The sequence below is a fragment of the Streptomyces brasiliensis genome, assembly GCF_014647875.1.
Taxonomy (GTDB): Bacteria; Actinomycetota; Actinomycetes; order Streptomycetales; family Streptomycetaceae; genus Streptomyces; species Streptomyces brasiliensis.
The window spans coordinates 32,741-45,521 of the sequence record NZ_BMQA01000009.1; the positions used below are offsets into that span (position 1 = coordinate 32,741).

Sequence of the window (12,781 nt, forward strand, 5' to 3'; positions counted from 1 at the left end):
GATCGAAAGGACCCGGAGAGCTATGCCTCCCAAGAAGAAGAAGGTCACGGGGCTCATCAAGCTCCAGATCCAGGCCGGTGCCGCCAACCCGGCTCCGCCGGTCGGCCCCGCGCTGGGTCAGCACGGCGTCAACATCATGGAGTTCTGCAAGGCCTACAACGCCGCGACCGAGTCGCAGCGCGGTTGGGTCATCCCGGTGGAGATCACGGTCTACGAGGACCGTTCCTTCACCTTCATCACCAAGACGCCGCCGGCCGCCAAGATGATCCTCAAGGCCGCGGGCATCGAGAAGGGCTCGGGCGAGCCGCACAAGACCAAGGTCGCCAAGATCACCGAGGCGCAGGTCCGCGAGATCGCCCAGACCAAGCTGCCCGACCTCAACGCCAACGACCTGGACGCCGCCGCGAAGATCATCGCCGGTACCGCGCGCTCCATGGGCGTCACGGTCGAGGGCTGACCTCAACCCCGTAAGCAGAAGAACCGTGGCAGGGCCTGCTCGGCCCGTACACCACGACTCCTTTCAGAACACACAGGAGCAAGTTGTGAGCAAGCGCAGCAAGGCTCTCCGCGCTGCGGACGCCAAGATCGACCGGGAGAAGCTGTACGCCCCGCTCGAGGCCGTCCGTCTCGCCAAGGAGACCTCCACGACCAAGTTCGACGGCACCGTCGAGGTCGCCTTCCGTCTGGGTGTCGACCCGCGCAAGGCCGACCAGATGGTCCGTGGCACCGTGAACCTTCCGCACGGCACCGGTAAGACCGCCCGGGTCCTGGTCTTCGCGACCGGTGACCGTGCCGAGGCCGCGCGTGCCGCGGGCGCCGACATCGTCGGCGCCGACGAGCTGATCGACGAGGTCTCGAAGGGCCGTCTGGACTTCGACGCCGTCGTCGCCACCCCGGACCTCATGGGCAAGGTCGGCCGCCTCGGCCGCGTCCTCGGTCCGCGTGGTCTGATGCCGAACCCGAAGACCGGCACCGTCACCCCCGACGTGGCCAAGGCCGTCAACGACATCAAGGGCGGCAAGATCGAGTTCCGCGTCGACAAGCACTCGAACCTGCACTTCATCATCGGCAAGACGTCGTTCGACGACACCAAGCTGGTGGAGAACTACGGCGCCGCGCTGGAGGAGATCCTCCGTCTGAAGCCGTCCGCCGCCAAGGGTCGCTACATCAAGAAGGCCGCCATCAGCACCACGATGGGCCCCGGCATTCCGGTCGACTCCAACCGCACCCGCAACCTCCTCGTCGAGGAGGACCCGGCCGCCGTCTGAGCCGTGCGCTCACTCCGGTAGCCGCGTCAGGGACGCGATGCGGAGCACGGGCCCCGCAACCTTCCGAGGTTGCGGGGCCCGTGCCTTTTCCGGTGTACGTCCATGCCCTGCGTTAGCGTGCGAACACAGCAGTCGCATAGGGGTGGGACGTATGAAGAGCACGACCGTGCGCCGCGGCGCCCTCACGATCGCGGTGACGATCGCGCTCTCGGGGACGGGCGCCTGCACCTCCTCCGGTTCCTCCGGGGCCTCCGGCACGTCCGGCAGAGGCACGCCGCACGCCGGCGTCGTCGCGGCCCTGCGCAGTGCCGAGAAGCGCACCGACGACGCGGAGTCGGCCAGGGTCCGCTCCACCACGACCATGGGCTCCGACCTGTCCATGACGGCGAACGGCGTCCTCGGCTGGAGCGACGGCACGACGGGCACCGTCACCATCGCCTACACCGGCGGCACGACGGCCGACCTGATGCGCAAGCTCGGTACGACCTCGATGGAGGCCCGCTATCTGCCCGACGCCTACTACGCGAAGGTCGGCGAGAGGTTCGCCGCGCAGGCGGGCGGCAAGCACTGGATCCGCTACGAGTACGCCGACCTCGCCGGCCTCGGCAACCAGATGCAGACCACCGCGCCCCACCACTCGGTGAAGCTCCTGCTGACCTCCGGCGACGTGAGAAAGGTCGGCGAGGAGACCGTCCGGGGCGAGCACACCACCCACTACACAGGCGCGGTGGACGTCGCCGGCCTGGCCTCCGGGGAGCTGAAGAAGCAGCTCACCCGGGCCGGCGTCATCACGGAGACCGTCGACATCTGGATCGACGACCGCGACCTGCTCGTCAAGAAGGTCGAGAAGGGCCGGACGGCGAACGGCGCCTACAGCCAGACCGCGTACTACAGCGAGTACGGCGCGAAGGTCTCGGCCACCCGGCCCCCGGCGAGCGACACCGAGGACTTCAGGGACCTGCTGTCGAAGCAGGGGGCGACACCCCGTAGCACCTCCTGACCCCGGGAGAATTCAGGAGCCGCTGTCACACCCGTGGGATAGGCTCACGCGGTCTTGCTGTGAGTGGCTCATGTCTTCCTTGGGGGGAATCAATGAGAGCTTCTGTACGCGTTTCGGGCGGGGCCAAGGTCGCAGGCGCCTCGCTGGCCGCCCTGCTCCTCGCCGCCGGTGCGGTCGGCTGTTCCAAGGGGGCCGACGAGCAGTCGCCGGCCATGACCCCGGCGGCTGCCGTCGCCAAGGCGGCGAAGAAGACGGAGCGCATCACGTCGCTCCGGTACCGGATGGACGGGACGATGCCCGGCGCGGGCTCCGTCAAGGGAGAGGCGGCGATGAGCATGAAGCCGCTGGCGATGAGCATGAAGATGACCTCGTCCCAGACGCCCGACCCGGTGGAGGTCCGCCTCGTCGGCCAGGCGCTCTACATCAACGGCGGCGCCGAGGCCGCCAAGGAGATGGACGGCAAGAGCTGGATGAAGCTCGGCACGTCCGAGCTGGGCGCCGCCGGCAAGGGGCTGAACACCGACTCGCTGGGCGCCGGCCAGGCCGGCCAGAACCCGGCCGCGGAGTCCACCTTCCTCACCGGCTCCAAGGACGTGAAGAAGGTCGGCACCGAGACCGTCGACGGCGTCAAGACCACCCACTACAAGGGCACGGTCACCCTCGACGAGCTGCGCAAGGCCATGAAGGGCGGCGACAAGGACACCCGCGAGAGCCGCGAGAAGAGCCTTCAGCAGTACGAGAAGATGGGCGCCGACAAGATCACGATGGACATGTGGGTCGACGGCAGCGACCACGCCAAGCAGTTCCGGATGAACTCGGACACCGGCAACGGCCCGCTCGACATGACCATCACCTTCCTCGACTACAACAAGCCGGTCACCGTGAAGGCCCCGCCGGCCTCCCAGACCGTCGACCTGGCCCAGATGATGAAGGACGCCCAGGCCCAGGGCTGAGCGCCGTACGGACGGATTTGCTCGACCGCACCCCGTTCCCGTACTCTCCTACAGAAGCCAAAGACCGCTGGTCGTTGCCGTGCTCTCGCAAGAGGGTGCGGTGGCCGAAGGATCCGCTGACACGCGGACGACCCGCGCAGGTGACTGTGGAAGTGCTCCCGGAGCCCGCCGCCGTAGTGTGCGAGCAGCCGGTCGAGCTACGCCCCGTGCGCCTGCGCCGGGGCGTTTCGTTTACCCCAGCCCCTTCCGAGCGGTCTCATCACCCGGAAGGAGGCCGACGCTCTATGGCAAGGCCCGACAAGGCTGCCGCGGTGGCCGAGCTGACGGAGCAGTTCCGCAGCTCGAACGCCGCCGTGCTGACCGAGTACCGGGGTCTCACCGTGGCGCAGCTCAAGACGCTGCGCCGTTCGCTCGGTGAGAACGCCCAGTACGCCGTGGTGAAGAACACGCTGACCAAGATTGCGGCCAACGAGGCCGGGATCACGACGCTCGACGACCTGTTCAACGGTCCGACGGCGGTCGCCTTCGTCACCGGTGACCCGGTGGAGTCGGCGAAGGGTCTTCGTGACTTCGCCAAGGACAACCCGAACCTCGTCATCAAGGGCGGTGTCCTTGACGGCAAGGCGCTGTCCGCCGACGAGATCAAGAAGCTTGCGGACCTCGAGTCCCGCGAGGTTCTGCTCGCCAAGCTGGCGGGCGCCTTCAAGGGCAAGCAGACCCAGGCTGCTCAGCTCTTCCAGGCGCTCCCGTCGAAGCTCGTCCGCACCGTGGATGCTCTTCGCGCCAAGCAGGACGAGCAGGGCGGTGCCGAGTAACTCGGCTCGCGCATTGACCGCCGCCTGACGCGACGGTCGCAGCGGGCCGACCGTACGCCCGCCAGACATGTACATCCGGCACCAGCCGAATTAGTGGAAGGATCGCCCATCATGGCGAAGCTCAGCCAGGAAGACCTGCTCGCGCAGTTCGAGGAGATGACCCTCATCGAGCTCTCCGAGTTCGTGAAGGCGTTCGAGGAGAAGTTCGACGTCACCGCCGCCGCCGCGGTCGCCGTCGCCGCTCCGGGTGCCCCGGGCGCCCCGGTCGAGGCCGTCGAGGAGAAGGACGAGTTCGACGTCATCCTCACCGGCGCCGGCGACAAGAAGATCCAGGTCATCAAGGTCGTGCGTGAGCTGACCTCCCTGGGCCTGAAGGAGGCCAAGGACCTCGTGGACGGCGCTCCGAAGCCGGTCCTCGAGAAGGTCGCCAAGGACGCCGCGGAGAAGGCTGCCGAGTCCCTCAAGGGCGCCGGCGCCTCCGTCGAGGTCAAGTAAGACCCTTCGGAGTCCTCGCGACTCCCGCGTGACGACCACGGCCCGGTAGGGCTGTAACGCGAACGCACCGAAGAGCGATCATCCATCCGGGTGGTCGCTCTTCGGCGTTTACGAGGGCCCGGCGGCGGCTGCCTTGCACCCTCGGTCGCGAGGGGTATGGTGATCTTCGTCGTGCCTCGAGCGCCCCTGGTGGCAGGCTGCAAGTGACGAGCGCAGCACCCGGTTTGGGCAAGGGAGGCCTTGACGAACCGCACGCAGCGCGCAATTCTCAGGGCGTCGTCACAACGATCCGAATCCGAGGCATGGATCGACGACGAAGAGGGCAGTATGAACGTGCGTTGAGGGCAGGCATGCCGAGGGCGTTGACAACAACTAGGGTCTCAAAAAACCCGCACTGGACATCAGTGTGCCAAGTGGCTACACTGACCCTTTGCGCTGCCTGTTAGCTGTCCCCTGCCCGTCACCAGGGGCATGCCCTCGCTTGAGCACCGACGACCGGATCATCCCTGACCTGGCTTTATCGCCAGTTCAGGAACAACCTGTCTCCGTGCACGGGAGAGGGGCCGGCACGCGCGTAGTGAGTCCGAGCCCTCGGAAGGACCCCCTCTTGGCCGCCTCGCGCAACGCCTCGACCGCGAATACGAACAACGGCGCCAGCACCGCCCCGCTGCGCATTTCCTTTGCAAAGATCAAGGAGCCCCTCGAGGTTCCGAACCTTCTCGCGCTCCAGACCGAGAGCTTCGACTGGCTCCTCGGCAACGACGCCTGGAAGGCTCGCGTCGAGGAGGCTCTGGAGAGTGGTCAGGACGTCCCCACCAAGTCCGGCCTCGAGGAGATCTTCGAGGAGATCTCCCCGATCGAGGACTTCTCCGGGTCGATGTCGCTGACCTTCCGTGACCACCGTTTCGAGCCGCCCAAGAACTCCATCGACGAGTGCAAGGAGCGCGACTTCACGTACGCCGCCCCGCTCTTCGTCACGGCTGAGTTCACCAACAACGAGACCGGCGAGATCAAGTCCCAGACCGTCTTCATGGGCGACTTCCCGCTCATGACGAACAAGGGCACCTTCGTCATCAACGGCACCGAGCGTGTCGTCGTCTCGCAGCTGGTCCGCTCGCCCGGTGTCTACTTCGACTCCAGCATCGACAAGACGTCCGACAAGGACATCTTCTCCGCCAAGATCATCCCGTCCCGGGGTGCCTGGCTGGAGATGGAGATCGACAAGCGCGACATGGTCGGTGTCCGCATCGACCGCAAGCGCAAGCAGTCCGTCACCGTCCTCCTGAAGGCGCTCGGCTGGACGACCGAGCAGATCCTCGAGGAGTTCGGCGACTACGAGTCGATGCGCGCCACCCTGGAGAAGGACCACACCCAGGGCCAGGACGACGCGCTGCTCGACATCTACCGCAAGCTGCGTCCGGGCGAGCCCCCCACGCGTGAGGCCGCGCAGACGCTGCTCGAGAACCTGTATTTCAACCCGAAGCGCTACGACCTCGCCAAGGTCGGCCGCTACAAGGTCAACAAGAAGCTGGGTGCGGACGCCCCGCTCGACGCGGGCATCCTGACCGTCGAGGACGTCATCTCGACGATCAAGTACCTGGTCAAGCTGCACGCGGGCGAGACCGAGACGGTCGGTGACTCCGGCCAGACGATCGTCGTCGAGACCGACGACATCGACCACTTCGGCAACCGCCGCCTGCGCAGCGTCGGCGAGCTCATCCAGAACCAGGTCCGTACGGGTCTGGCGCGTATGGAGCGCGTCGTGCGCGAGCGCATGACCACGCAGGACGTCGAGGCGATCACGCCGCAGACCCTGATCAACATCCGGCCGGTCGTCGCCTCCATCAAGGAGTTCTTCGGCACCAGCCAGCTGTCCCAGTTCATGGACCAGAACAACCCGCTGTCCGGGCTGACGCACAAGCGTCGTCTGTCCGCGCTCGGCCCGGGTGGTCTCTCCCGTGAGCGGGCCGGCTTCGAGGTCCGTGACGTGCACCCCTCGCACTACGGCCGCATGTGCCCGATCGAGACGCCCGAAGGCCCGAACATCGGCCTGATCGGCTCGCTCGCCTCGTACGGCCGGGTCAACGCGTTCGGTTTCGTCGAGACGCCGTACCGCAAGGTCGTCGACGGCCAGGTCACCGACGAGGTGGACTACCTGACCGCCGACGAGGAGGACCGGTTCGTCATCGCGCAGGCCAACGCCACGCTCAACGACGACCTCAGCTTCGCCGAGGCCCGCGTTCTCGTCCGTCGCCGTGGCGGCGAGGTCGACTACGTCGGTGGCGAGGACGTGGACTACATGGACGTCTCGCCGCGCCAGATGGTGTCGGTCGCGACCGCCATGATCCCCTTCCTCGAGCACGACGACGCCAACCGTGCCCTCATGGGCGCGAACATGATGCGCCAGGCCGTCCCGCTGATTAAGTCGGAGTCCCCGCTCGTCGGCACCGGCATGGAGTACCGCTCCGCCGTCGACGCCGGCGACGTCGTCAAGGCCGAGAAGGCCGGTGTGGTCCAGGAGGTCTCCGCGGACTACATCACCACGGCCAACGACGACGGCACGTACATCACGTACCGCCTGGCCAAGTTCTCCCGCTCCAACCAGGGCACCTCGGTCAACCAGAAGGTCATCGTCTCCGAGGGCGACCACGTCGTCACGGGCCAGGTGCTCGCCGACGGCCCGGCCACCCAGAACGGTGAGATGGCGCTGGGCAAGAACCTGCTCGTGGCGTTCATGCCGTGGGAGGGTCACAACTACGAGGACGCGATCATCCTGTCGCAGCGCCTCGTGCAGGACGACGTCCTCTCCTCGATCCACATCGAGGAGCACGAGGTCGACGCCCGTGACACCAAGCTCGGCCCCGAGGAGATCACCCGGGACATCCCGAACGTCTCCGAGGAGGTCCTCGCCGACCTCGACGAGCGCGGCATCATCCGCATCGGTGCCGAGGTCGTCGCCGGTGACATCCTCGTCGGCAAGGTCACGCCCAAGGGCGAGACCGAGCTGACGCCGGAGGAGCGCCTGCTGCGCGCGATCTTCGGTGAGAAGGCCCGTGAGGTCCGTGACACCTCGCTGAAGGTGCCGCACGGTGAGATCGGCAAGATCATCGGCGTGCGCGTCTTCGACCGCGAGGAGGGCGACGAGCTTCCCCCCGGTGTGAACCAGCTGGTGCGCGTCTACGTCGCGCAGAAGCGCAAGATCACCGACGGTGACAAGCTCGCCGGCCGGCACGGCAACAAGGGTGTCATCTCGAAGATCCTGCCGATCGAGGACATGCCGTTCCTGGAGGACGGCACCCCGGTCGACATCATCCTCAACCCGCTGGGTGTGCCGTCCCGAATGAACCCGGGACAGGTCCTGGAGATCCACCTCGGCTGGCTCGCCAGCCGCGGCTGGGACGTCTCCGGGCTCGGCGAGGAGTGGGCGCAGCGTCTCCAGGCCATCGGTGCCGACCAGGTCGCCCCGCGCACCAACGTCGCCACCCCGGTCTTCGACGGCGCGCGCGAGGACGAGCTGGCGGGTCTGCTGCAGCACACCATCCCGAACCGGGACGGCGAGCGCATGGTGCTCCCGTCCGGCAAGGCGCGGCTGTTCGACGGCCGCAGCGGTGAGCCGTTCCCGGACCCGATCTCGGTCGGCTACATGTACATCCTGAAGCTGCACCACCTGGTCGACGACAAGCTGCACGCCCGTTCGACCGGACCGTACTCGATGATCACCCAGCAGCCGCTGGGTGGTAAGGCCCAGTTCGGTGGCCAGCGCTTCGGCGAGATGGAGGTGTGGGCCCTCGAGGCCTACGGCGCCGCCTACGCGCTCCAGGAGCTGCTCACCATCAAGTCCGACGACGTCACCGGCCGCGTGAAGGTCTACGAGGCCATCGTCAAGGGCGAGAACATCCCCGAGCCCGGCATCCCCGAGTCCTTCAAGGTCCTCATCAAGGAGATGCAGTCGCTCTGCCTGAACGTGGAGGTGCTCTCCAGCGACGGTATGTCCATCGAGATGCGTGACACCGACGAGGACGTCTTCCGCGCTGCGGAGGAGCTCGGCATCGACCTGTCCCGGCGCGAGCCGAGCAGCGTCGAAGAGGTCTGACGGGAGTCCGGAGGCCTTCCCTGTGAAGGCCTCCGGCCCCAGGACCCCCGTATCAGACCCAAAGACTCACAACCCTGAGAGGGATTGACGCATAGTGCTCGACGTCAACTTCTTCGACGAGCTCCGGATCGGCCTGGCCACCGCTGACGACATCCGCCAGTGGAGCCACGGCGAGGTCAAGAAGCCCGAGACCATCAACTACCGCACCCTCAAGCCCGAGAAGGACGGCCTCTTCTGCGAGAAGATCTTCGGCCCCACCCGGGACTGGGAGTGCTACTGCGGCAAGTACAAGCGCGTCCGTTTCAAGGGCATCATCTGCGAGCGCTGTGGCGTCGAGGTCACGCGTGCCAAGGTGCGCCGTGAGCGGATGGGCCACATCGAGCTGGCCGCTCCCGTCACGCACATCTGGTACTTCAAGGGCGTTCCGTCGCGGCTGGGCTACCTGCTCGACCTCGCCCCGAAGGACCTGGAGAAGGTCATCTACTTCGCGGCGTACATGATCACGTACGTCGACGAGGAGCGCCGTACGCGTGACCTGCCCTCCCTGGAGGCGCACGTCTCCGTCGAGCGGCAGCAGATCGAGAACCGCCGGGACGCCGACCTGGAGGCCCGCGCCAAGAAGCTCGAGGCCGACCTGGCCGAGCTCGAGGCCGAGGGTGCCAAGGCCGACGTGCGCCGCAAGGTGCGCGAGGGTGCCGAGCGCGAGATGAAGCAGCTGCGCGACCGTGCGCAGCGCGAGATCGACCGCCTCGACGAGGTGTGGACCCGGTTCAAGAACCTCAAGGTCCAGGACCTCGAGGGCGACGAGCTGCTCTACCGCGAGCTGCGTGACCGCTTCGGCACGTACTTCGACGGCTCGATGGGTGCCGCGGCGCTGCAGAAGCGCCTGGAGTCCTTCGACCTCGAGGAGGAGGCCGAGAAGCTCCGCGAGATCATCCGTACCGGCAAGGGCCAGAAGAAGACCCGCGCCCTGAAGCGGCTGAAGGTCGTCTCCGCGTTCCTGCAGACCTCCAACAGCCCCAAGGGCATGGTCCTGGACTGCGTCCCGGTCATCCCGCCGGACCTGCGTCCGATGGTGCAGCTGGACGGTGGCCGCTTCGCGACCTCCGACCTGAACGACCTGTACCGCCGTGTCATCAACCGCAACAACCGCCTGAAGCGGCTTCTCGACCTCGGCGCGCCCGAGATCATCGTGAACAACGAGAAGCGCATGCTCCAGGAGGCCGTCGACGCGCTCTTCGACAACGGCCGCCGCGGCCGCCCGGTCACGGGCCCCGGCAACCGTCCGCTGAAGTCGCTGTCCGACATGCTCAAGGGCAAGCAGGGCCGCTTCCGTCAGAACCTGCTCGGCAAGCGAGTCGACTACTCGGCGCGTTCCGTCATCGTCGTCGGCCCGCAGCTCAAGCTGCACCAGTGCGGTCTGCCCAAGGCCATGGCCCTTGAGCTGTTCAAGCCGTTCGTGATGAAGCGCCTGGTCGACCTGAACCACGCGCAGAACATCAAGAGCGCCAAGCGCATGGTGGAGCGCGGCCGCACCGTCGTGTACGACGTCCTCGAAGAGGTCATCGCCGAGCACCCGGTGCTGCTGAACCGTGCGCCCACCCTGCACCGCCTCGGCATCCAGGCCTTCGAGCCGCAGCTGGTCGAGGGCAAGGCCATCCAGATCCACCCGCTCGTGTGCACCGCGTTCAACGCGGACTTCGACGGTGACCAGATGGCCGTGCACCTGCCGCTGTCCGCGGAGGCGCAGGCCGAGGCCCGCATCCTGATGCTGTCCTCGAACAACATCCTCAAGCCGGCCGACGGCCGTCCGGTGACGATGCCGACCCAGGACATGGTCCTCGGTCTGTTCTTCCTCACCACCGACGGCGAGATGCGGAACGTGAAGGGCGAGGACCGCTCCTTCGCGTCCGTGGCCGAGGCGATCATGGCGTTCGACGCCGGTGACCTCTCGCTGCAGGCGCGCGTGGACATCCGCTTCCCGGTGGGCACCATCCCGCCGCGCGGCTGGACCCCGCCGGCGCAGGAGGAGGGCGAGCCGGAGTGGCAGCAGGGTGACAGCTTCCGGCTGAAGACCACGCTGGGCCGTGCGCTCTTCAACGAGCTGCTGCCCGAGGACTACCCGTTCGTCGACTACGAGGTCGGCAAGAAGCAGCTCTCCGAGATCGTCAACGACCTCGCCGAGCGCTACCCCAAGGTCATCGTGGCGGCGACGCTCGACAACCTGAAGGCGGCCGGCTTCTTCTGGGCGACCCGTTCCGGCGTCACCGTCGCCATCTCCGACGTCGTCGTCCCCGAGGCGAAGAAGGAGATCGTCAAGGGCTACGAGGCGCAGGACGAGAAGGTCCAGAAGCAGTACGAGCGCGGTCTGATCACCAAGGATGAGCGCACGCAGGAGCTCATCGCGATCTGGACCAAGGCGACCAACGAGGTCGCCGAGGCGATGAACGAGAACTTCCCGAAGACCAACCCGATCTTCATGATGGTGAACTCGGGTGCACGAGGCAACATGATGCAGATGCGTCAGATCGCCGGTATGCGTGGTCTGGTGTCGAACGCGAAGAACGAGACGATCCCGCGTCCGATCAAGGCGTCGTTCCGTGAGGGTCTGTCCGTGCTGGAGTACTTCATCTCCACGCACGGTGCCCGTAAGGGTCTGGCGGACACCGCTCTGCGTACCGCCGACTCGGGTTACCTGACCCGTCGTCTGGTGGACGTCTCGCAGGACGTCATCATCCGCGAGGAGGACTGCGGCACCGACCGCGGCCTCAAGCTCCACATCGCGGAGCGCGACGCGAACGGCGTGCTGCACAAGGCGGAGAACGTCGAGACGTCCGTGTACGCGCGCTGCCTCGCCGAGGACATCGTGGTCGACGGTCAGGTGCTGGCCCCGGCCGGCACGGACCTCGGTGACGTCCTCATCGAGGAGCTCGTGGCCCGCGGCGTCGAGGAGGTCAAGACCCGTTCGGTCCTGACCTGCGAGTCCGCCGTCGGCACCTGCGCGATGTGCTACGGACGTTCGCTCGCCACCGGCAAGCTGGTCGACATCGGTGAGGCGGTCGGCATCATCGCCGCCCAGTCCATCGGTGAGCCCGGTACCCAGCTGACGATGCGTACCTTCCACACCGGTGGTGTGGCCGGTGACGACATCACCCAGGGTCTGCCGCGTGTCGTCGAGCTCTTCGAGGCCCGTACCCCGAAGGGCGTCGCCCCGATCTCCGAGGCCCAGGGCCGCGTGCGGATCGAGGAGACCGAGAAGACCAAGAAGATCGTCATCACGCCGGACGACGGCAGCGACGAGACGGCGTTCCCGATCTCGAAGCGTGCCCGGCTCCTGGTCAGCGAGGGCGAGCACGTCCAGGTGGGCCAGAAGCTCACCGTGGGTGCCACCAACCCGCACGACGTGCTGCGCATCCTGGGCCAGCGTGCCGTTCAGGTCCACCTGGTCGGCGAGGTCCAGAAGGTCTACAACTCGCAGGGTGTGTCGATCCACGACAAGCACATCGAGATCATCATCCGGCAGATGCTGCGCCGTGTGACGATCATCGAGTCCGGCGACGCCGAGCTGCTGCCCGGCGAGCTGGTCGAGCGCTCGAAGTTCGAGCACGAGAACCGTCGTGTGGTCCAGGAGGGCGGTCACCCGGCCTCCGGTCGTCCGCAGCTCATGGGTATCACCAAGGCCTCGCTGGCGACCGAGTCCTGGCTGTCGGCGGCGTCCTTCCAGGAGACGACCAGGGTCCTCACGGACGCGGCGATCAACGCCAAGTCCGACTCCCTGATCGGCCTCAAGGAGAACGTCATCATCGGTAAGCTCATCCCGGCCGGTACGGGTCTGTCCCGCTACCGCAACATCCGGGTCGAGCCGACCGAGGAGGCCAAGGCCGCGATGTACTCGGCCGTCGGCTACGACGACATCGACTACTCGCCGTTCGGCACGGGCTCCGGCCAGGCCGTTCCGCTGGAGGACTACGACTACGGTCCGTACAACCAGTAAGCGAGCAGCTTGAGTTGAAGGGCGGTCACCTTTCGGGGTGACCGCCCTTCGGCGTACCCGGCGTGTGAATTCCGGCGCGCGGCGCGCGAATTGCCGCGCGCGGAAAGGCGAAGGAAGGAAACCATGCCGGACAATGGGCGTTGAAATGTGACAGAGGCCGGTA

Annotated in this window: 8 protein-coding genes; all 8 read left to right on the forward strand. The window is 66.8% G+C overall.

Annotation, left to right across the window (positions count from 1 at the left end):
* Positions 1 to 22: 22 nt before the first annotated feature.
* The 8 genes from rplK to IEZ19_RS16245 all read left to right on the forward strand — a co-directional run bounded on the left by rplK (position 23) and on the right by IEZ19_RS16245 (position 12,618).
* The gene (gene rplK / locus IEZ19_RS16210; RefSeq protein WP_003998857.1) at positions 23 to 457 is read left to right on the forward strand and encodes a 50S ribosomal protein L11; all 435 of its coding nucleotides are present in this window, start codon (positions 23 to 25) and stop codon (positions 455 to 457) included.
* An 85-nt stretch (positions 458 to 542) separates the two neighbouring features.
* Complete coding sequence (gene rplA / locus IEZ19_RS16215) at positions 543 to 1,268, forward strand: 50S ribosomal protein L1 (RefSeq protein WP_189311901.1); 726 nt, start codon at positions 543 to 545, stop codon at positions 1,266 to 1,268.
* 151 nt (positions 1,269 to 1,419) lie between these two features.
* Entirely contained in the window at positions 1,420 to 2,268 is an 849-nt protein-coding gene (locus IEZ19_RS16220) for an SCO4651 family lipoprotein (RefSeq protein ID WP_189311902.1), read from the forward strand.
* A 92-nt stretch (positions 2,269 to 2,360) separates the two neighbouring features.
* Positions 2,361 to 3,221: an SCO4651 family lipoprotein gene (locus tag IEZ19_RS16225; RefSeq protein ID WP_189311903.1), complete on the forward strand. Its 861-nt coding sequence runs from the start codon at positions 2,361 to 2,363 to the stop codon at positions 3,219 to 3,221.
* A gap of 284 nt (positions 3,222 to 3,505) precedes the next feature.
* Positions 3,506 to 4,036 carry a 50S ribosomal protein L10 gene (rplJ, locus tag IEZ19_RS16230; protein WP_189311904.1) on the forward strand — a complete coding sequence of 177 codons (531 nt, stop codon included), beginning with the start codon at positions 3,506 to 3,508 and terminating at the stop codon, positions 4,034 to 4,036.
* Positions 4,037 to 4,147: 111 nt separating this feature from the next.
* Positions 4,148 to 4,531, forward strand: coding sequence for a 50S ribosomal protein L7/L12 (gene rplL, locus IEZ19_RS16235; protein WP_189311905.1), 384 nt, complete (start codon positions 4,148 to 4,150; stop codon positions 4,529 to 4,531).
* 607 nt (positions 4,532 to 5,138) lie between these two features.
* Positions 5,139 to 8,624, forward strand: a complete 3,486-nt coding sequence (rpoB, locus tag IEZ19_RS16240) for a DNA-directed RNA polymerase subunit beta (protein WP_189311906.1) — start codon at positions 5,139 to 5,141, stop codon at positions 8,622 to 8,624.
* Between the two features lie 94 nt (positions 8,625 to 8,718).
* Positions 8,719 to 12,618, forward strand: a complete 3,900-nt coding sequence (locus IEZ19_RS16245; RefSeq protein WP_189311907.1) for a DNA-directed RNA polymerase subunit beta' — start codon at positions 8,719 to 8,721, stop codon at positions 12,616 to 12,618.
* Positions 12,619 to 12,781 lie beyond the last annotated feature (163 nt).

Bases quoted from the DNA above. Each gene is read 5' to 3' on its own strand.
- rplJ (WP_189311904.1), top strand. From the start codon at position 3,506: ATGGCAAGGCCCGACAAGGCTGCCGCGGTGGCCGAGCTGACGGAGCAG.
- IEZ19_RS16220 (WP_189311902.1), top strand. From the start codon at position 1,420: ATGAAGAGCACGACCGTGCGCCGCGGCGCCCTCACGATCGCGGTGACG.
- IEZ19_RS16225 (WP_189311903.1), top strand. From the start codon at position 2,361: ATGAGAGCTTCTGTACGCGTTTCGGGCGGGGCCAAGGTCGCAGGCGCC.
- rplK (WP_003998857.1), top strand. From the start codon at position 23: ATGCCTCCCAAGAAGAAGAAGGTCACGGGGCTCATCAAGCTCCAGATC.
- rplL (WP_189311905.1), top strand. From the start codon at position 4,148: ATGGCGAAGCTCAGCCAGGAAGACCTGCTCGCGCAGTTCGAGGAGATG.